General features: G+C 68.7%; 7 protein-coding genes. 6 read left to right on the top strand and 1 reads right to left on the bottom strand.

Annotated features, from left to right (window positions below; genetic code table 11):
- Positions 1-136 precede the first annotated feature (136 nt).
- The gene (locus DMC61_RS33740; protein ID WP_125694424.1) at positions 137-2,854 is read right to left on the bottom strand and encodes a BTAD domain-containing putative transcriptional regulator; all 2,718 of its coding nucleotides are present in this window, start codon (positions 2,852-2,854) and stop codon (positions 137-139) included.
- A 146-nt stretch (positions 2,855-3,000) separates the two neighbouring features.
- On the opposite strand from DMC61_RS33740, the gene DMC61_RS33735 reads away from it, so the two are divergent.
- The 6 genes from DMC61_RS33735 (at position 3,001) to DMC61_RS33710 (ending at position 16,555) form a co-directional block, all read left to right on the top strand.
- On the top strand, positions 3,001-3,366 hold the full coding sequence (locus tag DMC61_RS33735) for a hypothetical protein (protein ID WP_125694422.1): 366 nt from the start codon (positions 3,001-3,003) through the stop codon (positions 3,364-3,366).
- A 20-nt stretch (positions 3,367-3,386) separates the two neighbouring features.
- Positions 3,387-3,713, top strand: a complete 327-nt coding sequence (locus DMC61_RS33730; protein WP_125694421.1) for a hypothetical protein — start codon at positions 3,387-3,389, stop codon at positions 3,711-3,713.
- 275 nt (positions 3,714-3,988) lie between these two features.
- On the top strand, positions 3,989-4,357 hold the full coding sequence (locus DMC61_RS33725; protein ID WP_016331932.1) for a YciI family protein: 369 nt from the start codon (positions 3,989-3,991) through the stop codon (positions 4,355-4,357).
- A 109-nt stretch (positions 4,358-4,466) separates the two neighbouring features.
- Entirely contained in the window at positions 4,467-7,247 is a 2,781-nt protein-coding gene (locus DMC61_RS33720) for a BTAD domain-containing putative transcriptional regulator (protein ID WP_125694418.1), read from the top strand.
- Between the two features lie 142 nt (positions 7,248-7,389).
- Positions 7,390-10,476: a LamG domain-containing protein gene (locus tag DMC61_RS33715; RefSeq protein WP_125694416.1), complete on the top strand. Its 3,087-nt coding sequence runs from the start codon at positions 7,390-7,392 to the stop codon at positions 10,474-10,476.
- A gap of 13 nt (positions 10,477-10,489) precedes the next feature.
- Complete coding sequence (locus tag DMC61_RS33710; protein WP_125694414.1) at positions 10,490-16,555, top strand: RHS repeat-associated core domain-containing protein; 6,066 nt, start codon at positions 10,490-10,492, stop codon at positions 16,553-16,555.
- The last annotated feature ends 60 nt before the right edge of the window (positions 16,556-16,615 follow it).

Genomic DNA, 16,615 nt, shown 5'->3' with positions numbered 1-16,615 from the left:
GCGGGCCAAGCGGCGATCGTGACCTGCGCCGACGAATGGCACGTGATCTCCCAAGCTGCTGTTGGCGGCCGGTGTCAAAATCGGCGCTGCCTTGGGGGAAGGTGTCGGTGTAGACAGTGCGGGACCTGGCGGTAGGTCACGGTGCCCGGCGGTTCTCGGAGTGGTTCGCCTCGTCGATGCGGTGTTGTGCGCGGAAGAGTTCGATGGCGCGGGCGCGTACGCGGTCGGCTTCGGCCGTGTCGCCGCTCGCGTCCAGTGCGTCGGACAGCCTGGCCAGCACGTCGGCGAGGACGACCATGTCACCCAGACGTTCGTGTACGTACGCTGCTGTTTCGTAGTGCTGGGTGGCTTCACGGTGTCTGCCGGCGTGGTAGGCGATGTAGCCGAGGCTGTCTGACGCTGAGGCGATCCCGAGGTCATTGTTCATGCCGCGGTGGAGTTCGAGCGAGCGTGTGCAGAGTCGTTCGCCCTCGTCGAGGTTGCCTGCCCGCGCGTGGCACCAGCCGAGTGAGTTGAGGCTGTGGGCCTGTTCCACGGGGGCGTCCAGGTTCTCGTAGATGCGGCATGTCCGGGTGGCGTGCGTCAACGCCTGGTCCAGGTCACCGGTCATCTCGAGTGTTTGGGTGAGTGCGTAGTGCGAGTGTGCTTGGCCACGCTGATCACCCAGGTCCTCGGCCAATAGCAGCGACTTTTCCAGGTTCTCCAGTGCTTTCTGCCCGCTGCCTAGCCGGGCCAAGGCCAGACCGAGGAACCGGTGTGCCACCGCCAGCCGCTCGGGATCCCCGGCGGCGGCCGCCACGCCGGTCCGCCATACCGCCGCGTTTTCCTGCCAGTCGGCCTGCCGGCGTTGTGCGGTGGTGACCGCCCACGCCAGTTGCCACGCGTCGCTATGCCAACCCTGGTCGAACGAGTGGCGCTGCACCGCGGGAACGCAGAGACGCTCGTCTTGGAACCAGCGCAATGCCGAGTCCTGATCCTGCAGTGGTAGCGCGATGGCGGGATCGGGCGTCACGGCTTTCGCGTCCGGCCGGTATGGATGCAGTAGCCGGTCGGCGCTCAGCGCTGTGTGCAGGTAGAAGTCGACGAGCCGTCGTCCGGCCTGGACTGTGTCCTCGTGTCCGAGTTCGGCCGCGTACAACCGCACGAGATCGTGCATGCGGTAGCGGCCGTGCACATGTTGCTCCAGCAGGTGGGTGGATTCGAGCGCTTCCAGCAGCGACTGCGCCTTTTCTTGGGTGATGCCGGACGAGGCGGCCGCGGTGTGCACCGTGATGTCGGGGAGGTCGAAGGACCCCAGCACACGGAACATCCGCTCCTCGTCCGCGTGCAGTGCCTTCGTCGACGCCGCGAAGACCGCGCGCAGGCCCTCGGTGAGATCGCCGTAGTCCAGTATGTCCAGTCGAGTGCCGGTGTCTTCGAGCTTCGCGGCCAGCCAGCGGACGTCCAGCTTCGGCCGTACGACCAGCTGTGCGGCCAGCACACCCAAGGCCAGCGGTAAACCGCCCGCCGCTTCGAGCAACATGGTGGTGGCCGCGCGGTCGTCGGCGAGGCGACTACGTCCGAGATGGCTCTCCAACAGCCGCTCCGCTTCCTCGGCATCGAGCACCTCGAGCGGGCAGACGTGAATGCCATGCGCGACGACCAGGCCGAGCAAGCGGTCGCGGCTGGTCACCAAGACCGAGGAATCGCCGCCGGGCAGCAGCGCGGAGACCTGTGCGCTGTCGCGTGCGTTGTCCAATAGCACGAGCATCCGCTTGTCCGCCAGCACACTGCGATACAGAGAGACCTGGGCTAAGGGATCGTCGGGAATCGCTGCCGCCGGTACGCCGAGCGCGTCGAGAAATCGCCGTACCACCGTCGTGTGGTCGACCGGCGCATCGTCTCCGGACCAGCCACGCAGGTCGGCGTACAGCTGCCCATCCGGGAACGAGCCGGTGTGCTGATGCGCCCACCTGAGCGCGAGCCACGTCTTGCCGACACCGCCCTGGCCGACGACCGCGACGACGCCGCCGCGAGCGGACAGCGTCGTGGTGAGCTCCTCCAGCTTCCGGTCCCGGCCGGAGAAGGTGCGGGGCGCCAGCGGGAGTTGGCGGGGTACCGGCCGGTGCTCGTCACCCCGGTGGAGGGTGGGGTCGGCGCCGAGAACGCGGCTGTGCAGTTCCCGCAAGGCGGGCCCGGGATCCACACCCAGTTCTTCGGCGAGTTCGCGCTGGAGCCGTTGATAGTGCTCGAGCGCGTCGGCTTGTCGTCCGCCTCGGTACAGGGCCAGCAGATACTGCGCGGCCAGTCGCTCGTCGAGTGGATTCGCGGACACCTCATCGGCGAGCGCGGGGAGCAGCCAGGCGTCTCTGCCGAGCCGCAACTCCACGTCGAACTGGTCGAGGCGCGCTGCCAGCCGTTCCACCGCGAGCGCTGCCCGGCATTGGGTGATCCACGGGCTGTCCAGCGAGGCGAATGGTTCACCGCGCCATAGTGCGAACGCCGAACCGAACAGGTCCGAGGCCTGTTGATCGCTGTCGGTGTTGCGTGCTCGGCTCACCAGGTTGCGGAAACGGTGCACGTCCACCGCCGCAGCACGGCACACGTACCCGAAGGGGGTGCGCTCTATCCGTACGTCCGGCAGATCTTCGAGGGCACCGCGCAGGCGGGAAAGGTAGGTCCTGAGGGTCCCGGCGGCACGGACGGGTGCCTGCTCGCCCCAGACCCGTTCGACGAGCTCATCGCCGGTCACCGGATCACCCGCGTCGAAGGCCAGCGCGGCCAGCACACAACGCTGGCGCGCCGGCCCGAGGTCGACCTCGTCGCCACCGACTGTCGCGGATACCTCGCCGAGCAACCTGATCACCGTCGCCATGGTTCCGCAAATCTCGTTCCGGCGCGATCATTCCCGGCGATCGGCGCGCCTCCGACCTCCGGATTCAACGATCGTCCAACTCCGGGTCAACGCCTTCCCCGCAGTGTGGGCTGAGTCGGATCAACGAGAGATCGGGGAGCGAGATCGTGAGGAAACAGCGAGAAATTCGCAGGCCGCTGGCAGCGGCGGGGGCGGTACTGGCGGGGGTGGCCGGAGCTCTGCTTGTCTCCGGGCCGGCCGCGCACGCCACGACCGGTAGCGGAGTGGAAGTGATGGGGTGGCCGTCCGAATGCAACTACGGCGTCCTCAACAAGTACATGGCGCGAGCGGTCTGCCAGAACCCCAACGGCGGAAAGTACCAGGGCATCGTGATCTGCGAAGGCGGCCAGGTCGGCCGCGTCCACCGGTTCGGCCCCTGGGTCTCGAACGGTTTTTCCGACGCCTATTGCCAGGGCACCGAGTACGCCGTGACGGACGGAGCCGGCATCAACTCGTCGCCGGACCCGCTGTGAAGACCCGAAGGAGTACGAACATGACGAGGATCCGTTACTCAGCCGCCGTGATCGGCATGGCGGCAGCTGCTGTTCTGGGGGCTTCCGCGTCCGCGGTGGCCGCACCCGCAGCGCCGGTACCGTGGCCGGAGAACTGCAAGGACAACAAGCTCGACAACGGCTGGACCGCCTACTGCTCGTCCGGTACCGGCAGGTACAAGGCGACTGCGATCTGCAAACCCATCTCCGGGGCCCCGGACGTCTTCCGCGAGCCGCAGGAATGGACGGGTATCGGCGGCCATTCCTACGTGTTCTGCCCGCCGCTGACCAACGTCAGGGACGGCGGAATTCTCTCCACCGGCGCCTAGAACGGCGGCACAGGAGGATGAATCGGGCCGGCCGTGGGGATCGCGGCCGGCCCGCGGACGGCGCGACCTGGTGCGGCGAGGCTATATCCGTGTGCTCACGGGATGTGGCAAATCCTTACTGCCGTTCCTCTGAGCGTTTTCGAAGCTGGGTGTGACCGGTCGTGCCGAGCTGGCAGGCCTCGTCCGGTGATCGGATACCGGTCACGATGACTGATTCGCCGACCGGGGTCTCCCGCATAGGTTTTCGGCACAACACCGACAATGAGGAGCCGACGATGACGAAGTACTTCCTGAGCCTTCCCCACGACGCCGCCGAGGAGCCGACGATGGCGGACATGGACCCCGCCGAGTTGCAGAAGATCATCGCCGAGGTCGGCGCGTTCAACTCCGCCCTCGAGGAGGCGGGCGCGTTCGTGACCGCCGGTGGCCTGCAGCCGCCGTCGACCGCGACCACGGTGGACTACTCCGGCGACAGCCCCGTGCTGACCCCGGGCCCGTTCGTCGAGGCCAAGGAGTACCTGGGCGGCTTCTGGATCATCGAGGCCGAAAACGACGACGTCGCGATCGAATGGACCAAGCAGGCCTCGCGTGCGTTGCGCAGCCGGGTCGAGGTCCGCGCCCTGCAGGAGGAACCCCCCGCCTGAGCGGTCAGGGACGGCGAACAACCAAGCCGGGTGCCGTTGCAGGGCTTCAGGCACACGGCGATGGATCAGCCGTGCCTCATGGACGGTGACAGGCGGACGAGGGGCGGTCATGAGGCAGAGTGAAGCGGCGGCTCGAGGTTTGCGGATCAGGGTGCTGGGGCCGGTCGAGGTGGAGACAGCTGACGGTCCGGTCGACGTGCGCGGGCGGCAGCGGGCGTTGCTGGCGTCGCTGGCGTTCTCGCCGAATCAGGTCGTCCCCCGCTGGAAGCTGCTCGGTCACGTCTGGGGTGGCGAATCACCGCTGGATGTGCGCAACTGGCTCCAGACGCTGGTAAGCAGGTTGCGGCGGAGCCTCGGGGCCGATGTCATCGAGACGACCGAGAGTGGGTACCTGCTACGCGCCGGCGCCGCCGAGCTGGACCTGCTCGCATTGCGTGAGCTGGTCGACTCAGCGGCCGCCGCGGCGGGCGAGGGGGACACCGGCCGGGAGTACGCGTTGCTGGCGTCGGCGGTCCGATTGTGGCGTGGAGATCCGTTGGAGGATGTCGCGTCGCCGGGTCTGCGGGAGGAGGCGGGCCCGAAGGTCGCCGAGCTGTGGTTCGCCGCCCGGGAACGGATGCTGGACATCGACCTGGAACGCGGTCACGGCCAGCAAGTGCTCGCCGACCTGCGGGACCTGACCACCCGGCACCCGCTGCGCGAGTCGCTGTGGGCCAGGTTGATGCTGGCACTGCACCGTGCAGGACGGCGAGCCGAGGCCTTGGCTGCCTACCGCCAGGTCGCCGACCTGGTACGGGACCAACTCGGGCTCGATGTGGGGCGTGCCGTCACCGATCTGCACCAGGCGATCCTGCTCGACGACGAGGCGCTCGTGGCGGAGCAGCCGGCGAAGGTGCCTCGCCAGTTGCCGGGTGATGTGCGCGGGTTCGTGGGGCGTGGCGATGAGCTGGCGGGTTTGGACCGGCTGGTGCGTGGAGCCGACGGTCAACCGGTCGTGATCTGCGCGGTCGACGGTGCCGCCGGGATCGGGAAGACGACGTTGGCCGTGCACTGGGCACATCAGGCCGTGCCGCGGTTCCCGGACGGGCAGCTGTATCTGAACCTTCGTGGTTACGGCCCCGAGGTGCCGGTCGATCCGGCGGACGCGCTCGACGTGTTGCTGCGTTCGCTGCGGGTGCCGCCGGAGCGTGTCCCGGCCGATGTCGAGGAACGGGCCGCGCTCTGGCGTACCGAATCCGCGGTGCGGCGGGTGCTGGTCGTGCTGGACAACGCCCGTGACAGTGCCCAGGTGCGGCCATTGCTGCCTAGCGGGGGTTCGGTGGTGGTGACCAGCCGCCGCAAGCTCCGTGGTTTGTCGGCCAGGGAGGGAGCGCGCCACCTCACCCTGGGCCTGCTTTCGTCCGCTGAGGGCCTGGAGCTGTTCACCGAGCAGGTCGGCCACGGCCGGGTGGCCGCCGAGCCGGACGCGGCGACGGCGATCGTCGAGCTGTGCGCGCGGCTGCCGTTGGCGTTGCGGCTGGCCGCCGACCACGCCGCTCGGCACCCGGAGTGGCCACTGTCGGCATTACGGGACGAACTGGCCGGCCGGCGCGGACTGGAGGTGCTGTCGGTCGAGGACGACCGCGACACTGACTTGCGTTCGTTGTTCGACTGGTCGTATGACGTGCTCGATGCGCGTGCGGCGGCGGTTTTCGCTGTGCTGGGCCTGTTTCCCGGCGACACCATCGGCAGGCACGCGGTCGCCGCGCTGGCCGCGATCCCGACGGCGGAGGCGGGTGCCGCGCTCGGGCGGTTGGCGGAAGTCAGCATGCTCCAGCAGCGGCTGCCCGACCGGTTCGAACTGCATGATCTGCTGCGGCAGTACGCACGCGACAAGGCGGCGACTCTGCCCGGCGCGTCGGCGGCGATCGAAAGGCTGGCGGCACACTATGTGCACACCGCGGAACAGGCGCGTGGCCACCTCAGCGGCCTTCCGCACCGGATGCCGATCGATCCGGCCGGTCCCGGCGTGCCGGTGGTCGACTTCCCCGACCACCACGCCGCGGCCGCCTGGTTCGACCGGGAGATCGACACGATCGCCAAACTGGTCCTCGACGCGGACGAGCAAGGTCTGCACCTTCAAGCCACGGTGCTGTTCCAATTGTCCTGGCAGTACCTCTATCTACGTGGGCAGTGGCGGCGGATGGTCGCGATGGGAGAGGCCGCCATCCGCAGCGCGACCGCCACCGGCGACCGGTTCCTGACGGCGAAGTGTTACAACGGTGTGGGCACCGGCTACGGCCGAGTCGGCGACCGCGAGAAGCAGATCTTCTGCTGCCACACGGCACTGGAGGTCTTTCGCGAGTTGGGCGACCTCGCCGAACAGGGCACCTCTCTGCTCAACCTGGGGTCCGCCCTCAACGGGGGGCGCCGATTCGCCGAGGCCGTCGAACCACTACGGAAAGCCGTCCGGTTGTACGAGTCCGTCGGCGACGACCTCTCCAGCGCGATGGCTCTCAACAACCTCGCGGACACCTTCGTCGGGCTCGGCCGATTCGAGGAGGCGAGCGGACCCGCACAGCGAGCTCTCGACACCTTCCGCGCGGGAAGGGAACCCTCGCGGATCGTCGCCGGTCTGGAGACCATCGCCGGCGTCCAGGCAGGTTCAGGCGATCACCAAGCCGCCGCCGCCACTTTCCGGGAAGCCATCGACCTCGTCGAGGAAACCTACGTGACCAGATCGGCAGTCCCGCTCAGAGTCGGCTTGGGGCACGCGCTGCTCGCGCTCGGCGACGTCGACCAGGCACGCCGGGTGTGGCAGGAGGCCTACGACCGGTGTCTGCGCGACGGCGATGACACCACCGCCGACGAGATCCGGGCGCTGCTTTCCGCGCACAGCGGAACCACGTGACAGTGCCGTGCAAGTGTGACGACAGAGATCATCGCGTTTTTCGCCCTACGGTCGGTGTTCGAGCGACGCGGCCCGCCCACGCCGGCGGGAGCACACGGCCGCGCTTCCGTCGCTTTCGGACTGGGGGAGGGTGAGGGTGGGGATGCGAAGAGCGATCGTGGCGTTCATGGTGGCCGCGGTGGTGTCGGGTGTCGTGCAAGGGGGTGGTGCCGCCGCGGTCGCGGCGCCTGCCGGGTTGCCTGACGAGGCTTCGGCTTCGGCGGCCGCCGTCCGGTTCGACCGGCAGGTGGAGGTCACGGGTCTGACGTCGGAGACCTCCCAGGTGTTCGCCAATCCGGGCGGCACGTTCACCGCGGTCCTGGCCGCGAGACCGGTGCGGGTGCGTCAGCCTGGTGGCGGCTGGGCTCCGGTCGACTCGACTCTGCGACGTGACGCCGGTGGCCGGGTCGCCGCGACGATGTCGCCGCTGCGAGCGACCCTGTCCGGAGGCGGAACCGGCCCGCTGTTCGCTTCCAGGGACCGGACACTGACTTGGCCGCGTGCCCTGCCTGTTCCCGCCCTCGAAGGCGACACCGCCGTCTACCGGGAGGCCCTGCCGGGGGTGGACTTGACCGCCACCCTCGATGTGGACGGAGTGGCCACCGCGCTGAGCGTGAAGTCCCGCGAGGCGGCGGGTACCGCGGAACTGGCTGCGGCGCTGCGAACGCTTTCTCCGGCCCCTGACGCGGATCTGGCCCGGCTGACCGCGGCCGACGCCGTCTATCCCGCGGTCATCGCTCCCGCGATCACCGTGGGTGCCGCGAACTGGACGATGATCAACGAACGGCATCCGGATCAGTCCTACTCGTCCTACGACCGAGGCCAGGGCGCGAAAGTCGGTTACGTCGAACAGAGCGGCGACGGGTGGGAACGCTACCGCTCGATCTGGACCTTCCCGATGGAGAACCTGCGCGGCAAACACGTGTTGCGTGCCTGGTTCAGCTCCTATCTCAAGCACACCTACTCCTGTGCCGACACCTGGACCGACCTGTACCTGGTCAACTCGGTCAACGCTGGAACGACCTGGGCCAACCACTGGGGTTCGTGGCCGTGGTCGAGCTATCTTGCCGGGGCGAACAACAGCGACTGCCGGGACGCCGGGCGCTACAGCGAATGGGGTGACGACAAGGTCACCAAGGCCGCCCAGGACGGCACCGGCTGGGGGACCCTCACGCTCGGCTTGCGCGCCGGCGACGAGGGCACGATCAACACGGGCTGGAAGAAGTTCGACGAGAACCGCACGGCACTGTCGGTCGAGTACAACTCCTATCCTCAGGCTCCCGACCAGCTCAGCGTCGAAGGCAAGGCGTGCGGTGCACAGCCGCTCTACGTCGGCACGACGAGTCCGACGTTGCGCGCACGCCCACGGGACGACGACGGCCAGATCCACGACACCTACTTCGCTCGCGGCGAGCGCGAGTCGCCCGGGGGCCGGTTCGTCACCTGGGAATCGACGTTCGTACCCGGTATCCCCGCCGGAGCCGTCGCTCAGTACCGCCTGGCGGGTCCGCTGGCCGACGGGAAGCTCTACGCCTTCCACAGCCAGTCCCACGACGGCATCGATCCCGGTGAGAAGTCCGCGTACTGCGAGTTCTACGTCGACGTGACCCGCCCGCACGCGCCGCCCGCGATCACCACCGCGGACGGGCGTTATCCCGCCGACGGCATGGTCCACGGCGGTGTAGGCGTCAGCGGAGACTTCACGCTCGCGGCAGCGGGAGTCGCCGACGTGGCCGGCTACCTCGTCGGCGTCGCGGACCCGCCCGCGCACTTCGTACCCGCCACCACCCTGGGCGGCACAGCGACCGCCGGAGTGACGCCGGAATGGCGCGGTACCAACACGTTGTACGTCCGCTCGGTGGACAGGGCGGGTAACCAGTCCACCACCGCCCAGTACCACTTCCGGGTCGGCTCGGGCGCGCCGCCGGCCGGCCACTGGAAGCTCGACGAGGCGGCCGGGCCGACCCTCGCCGACACGGCGGAAGGGCGGCAGCCTGCGACCTTGAGCGGTGGTGTGCTCGGCGCGCCCGGCAGGCTTTTCGGCGGCCCCACCGCGCTTGCCGGTGGTACGGCGGCCACGGCAGGACCGGTCGTCGGCACCGCCGACAGTTTCAGCGTGGCCGCGTGGGTGCGCTCGACCGCGCCCGCCGGTACGGCCGTCACCCAGGAGGGCGCTCAGGTGGGCGGCTTCGCGCTCGGGCGTGCCGGTGACCGCTGGGTGTTCTCGATGCCGCAAGGCGACAGCGGTACCGCCGCGCGCAGCACAGCGTCCTCAGCCGTCCCTGCGCGCCAGGGCGTGTGGACCCACCTGGCGGGCACCTACGACTCGGCGACCCGCAAACTGACCTTGTACGTCGACGGACGTCACGCCGGAGAGGTCGTCACTCCTTCCGAGAGCTGGGCCGCGACCGGACCGCTGGTTCTAGGACGAGGCCGCGGCGCCGCCGGGCCGGCCGATCCTTGGCAAGGCGAGCTGGCCGACGTCCAGGTCTGGCCCCGCCGGATCTACCTCAGCGAAGTCACCGAACTGGCCAACGCGACCACCCCGGTCGGTGAGTGGCTGTTCGAGGAGGAGTCAGGGGTCACCGCGTTCGACACCGCCGGCTTCGGCAGGCACGTGACCTTCCCCGGCGGCACTCACCCCGGCTGGGGCAGACGCGAGGGCCATGGCGGTACGGGGCGCTCGATCCACACCGGTGGCAGGCCAGGGACGACGCAGGGACCGGTGATGCGGTCCACGACCGGGTTCGCGGTATCCGCGTGGGTGAAGCTCGACCAGCTGACGCCGGGATGGCAGGCGGCGGTCGCGGGCCACGGTTCGCGCACCAGCCCGTTCTTCCTCCAATACGCCGCGACATCCCGGAAATGGGCGTTCGCCGTCACCGGCGCCGACGTCGACAACCCCGTGCAGCACCGCGCCTATTCGACGGGCGAGGCGGTGCCGGGGCGCTGGACCCATCTGGTCGGGGTGCACGATCCGGGCGCACGGCAGGTCCGGCTCTACGTCGACGGGCAACTGGCTTCGACCGTGTCGGCCCCGACGTCCTGGGACTCCACCGGACCTCTGGTCGCCGGCCAAGGCAGATGGAACGGCGCCGACTCCGATTTCTGGTTCGGCGGTCTCGACGACGTCCGGGTGCTGGCAGGCGTTCCGACAGACCTGGAAATCACCGCGCTCTACCAGCAGTGACCACATAGAGGGGATGACCGACGTGCACAAGAAGAGACCCTTACCTTCCCTGGCTCGAAGAGTACTCGCGGCGGCGCTGGTGCCGGTTCTCGCGGCCGGGCTGGCCGTCGCCACGGCGGCACCCGCCGCGGCCTATGAGCGACTGAAAGCGCAACAACACCCTGTAGTGGCAGGAAAGACCGCGTCCTCGGTGCCCTATGCGCCCGACCCCGACGACGAAGCGGCCCGCAAACCCGTTCCCGCGCCCGTGTGGCCGCAGCCGGGCAAGGCCGCCGTCCGCCAGGCCACGACCGCCCGGGTGGGTGGTCTGCCGGTCAGCGTGACCCCGGTGGGGGCCGCCGGCACGGCCAGCGTCGAGGTGCTGGACCGCAAGGTGGCCGAGCGCGGCTCCTGGGCCGTGGTGGTGCGCCTGGAGAGCAATGCTCGCGCCGAGAAGGGCCATGCCGACCTTTCTCTGGACTACTCGGCGTTCCGCTCGGCTTTCGGTGCCGACTACGGCAACCGGCTCCGGCTGCTCAGCCTGCCTCCTTGCGCCCTGGACACGCCCGCCGACCCGAAGTGCGCCGGGACCGCCGTGTCTGCGGTCAACGACGGCAGGAGGGTGTCCGGCAGGGTCCCGGCGGGCGGATTGGTCGCGTTGGCGGCGGGTCCCGAGGGCAGTTCGGGCGACTTCAAGGCCACCGAGCTCAAAGCCTCCGGCTCGTGGGAGTTCGGCGGCTCGTCCGGCGACTTCTCCTGGCAGTACCCGATGCGCACTCCGCCCGCTCTGGAAGGGCCCGAACCGCGGCTGCGCCTGGACTACTCCAGCCAGTCGGTCGACGGGATGACCGCCGCCACCAACAATCAGCCGAGCTGGGCGGGGGAGGGCTTCTCGTTCTCCCAAGGCTTCATCGAGCGTTCCTACCGTCCCTGCACCGACGTCGGCGGCGGTGTCGCCAAGACCGGAGACCTGTGCTGGGCCTCGGACAACGCCGTGCTGTCGCTGGACGGGCGTACGACCGAACTGGTGCGTGACGACGTCAGCGGGACCTTCCGCGCCCGGCACGACGCCGGGATGCGCGTCGAGCGCCGCACCGGAGCGGCCAACGGCGACAACGACGGCGAGCACTGGGTGGTGACCGACCGGCACGGCACCGAGTTCTGGTTCGGCCGGAACCGCTTGCCCGGCTGGACCGAGGGCCGTCCGCAGACCGATTCCACGTGGACCGTCCCCGTGTACGGCGCCGACCCGTGCCGTACCGCGGAGCAGACCGGCCCCTCGTGCTCGCAGGCGTGGCGATGGAACCTCGACCACGTGGTGGACACCCACGGCAACTCCATGTCCCTGTGGTACGCCAAGGAAACCAACAAGTACGCCCGGAACAACGACGCGACCAAGGCGACCGACTACGTCCGCGGCGGCTGGCTGACCCGGATCGACTACGGCACCCGCTCCGACTCCGAGTACGGCCACGTGCCCATGCAGGTCGCGGTCGAGACCGCCGACCGCTGCGAAGCCGGCTGCGACACCAAGAACGCCACCACGTGGAAGGACGTTCCCTGGGACCTGGAGTGCACCGGCAGCCCGTGCCGCGTGGCCAGTCCCACCTTCTGGACGACCAAACGGCTGGCCAAGCTCACCACCACCGTCGCAGGCGGCACCGGTCGCCGCGCGGTCGATTCGTGGACACTGCGGCACTCGTATCCCGATCCCGGGGACAACACGCGCGCCGGGCTGTGGCTGGACGGCATCACCCATACCGGCCACGTCGGCGGAACGCTCGGCACGCCCGAGACCACGTTCACCGGGATGGCGCGGGACAATCGTGTGCGGGCGGTCTCCGACACCGCGCCGCCGATGAAGTGGCGCCGGATCGAACGCATCCGCAACGGCACCGGCGGTGAGATCGTCGTCGGCTATTCCGATCCGGAATGTGCCGTGGGCGGCTCGATGCCCGCCGCGCCCGAAACCAACACGTTGCGTTGCTTCCCGTCCTACTGGACCAGGACCGGCGACACCGACCCCAAGATCGACTACTTCCACAAGTACGTCGTGACCTCGGTGTCCGAAGTGGACCACACCGGTGGCAACCCGGTGAGCACCACGGCCTACGAGTACGTCGGCGGAGCGGCCTGGCATCACACCGAGGACGAGACCGTGCCCGACAAGTACCGCACGTGGAACAGCTGGCGCGGCTACGAGAAAGTCCGCGTGACCGAAGGGACCGGCGCCCGCACACGCCACAGCGAGACGCACTACTTCCGGGGCATGGACGGCGACCAGCTGCCAGGCGGCGGCAAACGTACGGTCCGTCTCAAGGACTCCGAGAACGTCGAAGTTCCCGACAGCCCCGGCCTGGAGGGGCGGGCGCGGGAGAAGCGCACGTTCTCCGGCCCCGGCGGCGCCGAGATCTCCGGAGAGATCGTCGACCCGTGGATGTCCGAACCGACCGCCACCGATGTCCGCGGCGGGGCCACGGTGCAAGCCCGGTTCGTCGCCGACGGAACGACCCGGCACCGCATCGCGCTCGACGGCGGACGAGGATTCCTCCGCACCCGCACCACGACCGAGTTCGACAAACACGGCCTTCCTGTCGCACAGAACGACCTGGGCGACGAGAACACGGCCGACGACGACCAGTGCACCAGGACCGACTATGTCCGCGACGAGGGGCGTTGGCTGATCGAGTTCCCGTCCCGTGAGCAGACTTACGCTCTGTCCTGCGACAAACAGCCCACCCGGGACGAGGAGATCGTCAGCGACACCCGGACGTCCTACGACGGCCGCGACTTCGGCCTCGCGCCGACCAAGGGAGACGAGACACGGACCGAGGAGATCTCGTCCTTCGCTGGTGGTGCGCGCGGCTACACGACCGTGTCACGTGCCGGGTACGACGCGCACGGCCGCGTCGTGGAGTCCTGGGACGCCCGTGACGCGCTCACCAAGACCGTGTTCACCCCGCCGACCGGAGGTCCGGTGACGGCCGTCGTCGAGACCAACGCCCTCGGGCACACCACGACCACCACCGTGGAACCGGCCTGGGACGAGGTCGAACTGAGCACGACCGACCCCAACGGCAAGATCACCAGCCAGGCGCACGACCCGCTGGGCCACCTCACCGCCGTCTGGAAACCAGGACGTGTCCAGGGCAAGGCCGAGCCGCACGTCAAGCACACCTATCTGTTCCGCTCGGACGCGCCGACCGCCGTCACCACGGCCGAACTGCATCCCGACGACGTGCGTTATGTGACGTCCACGGTGCTCTACGACGGTTTCCTGCGACAGCGCCAGACGCAGGGCCCCGGATCGTCCGGGCGCGTCGTCAGCGACACCGTGCACGACTCGGCGGGCCGGGTCGCCAAGACCAACTCCGCCTACCCGGCCAGTGGCGCTCCCGGCACCGGCCTGTTCGTCGCCCTGCAGGACAACGGCATCCCCAATCAGGTGCTGACCACCTTCGACGCGGCCGACCGGCCCGTGTCCCAGGTGGTCAAGTCCTACGACAAAGAGCACTCCACCACCACGACCGCCTACGGCGGCGACCGAGTGGACGTCACCCCGCCGAAGGGAGGCACCGCGACCAGCACGATCACCGACGGCCGCGACCGCAAGGTGGAGCTACGCCAGTACCGCGGTGGCACACCCACCGGGCCTTACGACAGCACCAAATACACCTACACCCGCAAGAACCTCGAAGCGACCGTCGTCGACCCCGCGGGCAACACGTGGAGCTACGGCTACGACTTGCGCGGCCGCCGCACGTCCACGACCGACCCGGACTCGGGGACCACGAAGAGCACCTACAACACCGCCGGTGACGAGCTCACGACAACGGACGCCAAAGGCCGCGTCCTGACCACGACCTACGACGTGCTCGGCAGACGCACCGCCCTGCACGAAGGCGCGGTGAAACGCACCGAATGGACCTACGACGACAAACAGGACGGCCACCTCGACGCGAGCATCCGCCACCAGGACGGCAAGACCTACACCAGCGAGGTCACCGGCTACGACAACCACTACCAGCCGACCGGCACGAAGATCACCATCCCGGAGACCGCGGGCACCCCGGCGGGCAAGCTCGCCGGCGTCTACGAGTTCAAGAACTCCTACCGTGCCAACGGACAGCTCGTCACCAGCACCTACCCGCAGGTCGGCGAACTGCCCACGGAAGTGGTCGAGTACGGCTACGACGATCTGGGCAAGCCTTCGGTGCTCAAGTCCAAACTCGGCACCGGGCCGGTGACCACCTACGTCGCGGCCACCCAGTACACCAACCTCGGCCAGACCGGCGTGCACACCTTCGCCACCGGCACCACCGGCAAACTGATGGAGACCCAGTACACCTACGAACCCACCGGGCGTCTCACACAGGCGCTGACGACCAAGGAAAGCGGCGCCCCCGTCGTGTCGGACCTACACCAGGACTACGACCCGGCGGGCAACGTCACCCGGATCACCGAGGCGGCCTCCGCCGACACCCAATGCTTCACCTACGACCACAACCAACGGATGACGGGGGCCTGGACCCCGAAGTCCGGAGACTGCGCGGCAACACCCAGCACAGCCGGCCTGGGCGGCCCCGCACCCTACTGGCAGAACTTCGACTATGACGCCGTCGGCAACCGCACCCGCCGAGTCCGGCACGCCACACCGACGGGTGACGTCACCACCACCTACACCTATCCGGCGGCGAAGACGGCGAAACCGCACGCACTGACCTCGACCACCACGACCGACAACACCGGAACGCGCACCGACGGCTACGCCTACGACGAACTGGGCAACACCACCAGCAGGCCCGGCGAGCAGAAGATGACCTGGGACGTCGAGGGAAACCTCGTCTCCACCGCCGACCGCACCGGCACGACGACCTACGTCGACGACGCCGAAGGCAACCGGATCGTCCGCGCCGACCCGGCCGGCACAACACTGTTCCTGTCCGACACACAGGTCCGGTTCGACCGGGCCACCGGCAAGGTCGACGGCATCAGGTTCTACGAGCATGGGGGCGCCATCGTCGCCCAGCGCACCATCGCCGGGGTGACCTGGCTGGTCACCGACACACAGGGCACCGCGCACACCGCAGTCACCGAGAAGACGCAGGAAGTGGTGCAGCGCAGGCAAACGCCGTTCGGCGAAGTACGCGGCCAAGCCGCGGCGTGGCCCAATGACCACGGATTCCAGATGGGCGCACGCGAACCAGGCGGGCTGGTCAACGTCGGGGTCCGCCAATACGACCCGGACACGGGCCGGTTCACCTCCGTCGACCCCGTTCTGGACGCCGACAACCCGCAACAGCTCAACGCCTACGCCTACGCCAACAACAGCCCGGCCAGCTTCAGTGACCCGACCGGGAAACTGTGGGGAATGGCGTTCTCGATGGCCCGATTCGCCTACAACAAGGTGGCCAAGTCCAACGCCCGCGCCGCCGCCCAGCGCGCCACCATGGCACGACACGTGAAACGCATCAAGAGCATCCAGGCCGCCAAACGTGTGCATTCACGCACCAAAGCCAAGGTTGCGGTCGCCGAAGCTCGCAGAGTGAGGGCCATTGTCCAGAAAAGCGCGTATGAAGCCGACTACCGGGCGTACCGGGAGCGCATGAAACCCCTCAACAGTGAATTCGGGGATATAATCGGTAGCTGGCTCATCACACGTGAAGCTATGGCTGCGACGGCGATCAGCGGTCCGATGGCTGCGCTCGTGGCCCATCCTCTAATCACCACAGGAGTTGCCGTTGCCTTCACTGGAATGGGCACGTTGAAGGCTTTTGGCCGCACTCCCCTTGAATGGGCATCCTACGGTCCGTCACAAGGCGCCCGTTGGTTGCTGAACGAGGGCGTCACTCCTGCTGTCTGGCACTTCGCGCAAGGTGCACGAATCACCGGCAAGGCCATCGGCCGAACCGTCCGCCACGGCGCAAACGTCGTCCGAGCAGGAGCCGAAACCCTCGGCAGAGGATTCACGATCTCGGCCAACGCCGTAGCCGACGCACTGACCCTGCCACTGATGGCCGGAGGCGGCGGATCACCCGCCGGCCTCGGCGGAATCAGAGACAGCCGAGACGTCGGCGGACGGCAACCAGGACCGAGATAGAGACCGAACATGTGGTGCCCCGGTGCTCACTCGCCCGGGGCACCACATTTGCCGACGGAA

This window comes from Amycolatopsis sp. WAC 04169 (genome assembly GCF_003947535.1).
Lineage (GTDB): Bacteria > Actinomycetota > Actinomycetes > Mycobacteriales > Pseudonocardiaceae > Amycolatopsis > Amycolatopsis keratiniphila.
The sequence above is the reverse complement of the archived record's forward strand: the minus strand, read 5'-3'. Positions and strand labels throughout refer to the sequence as shown.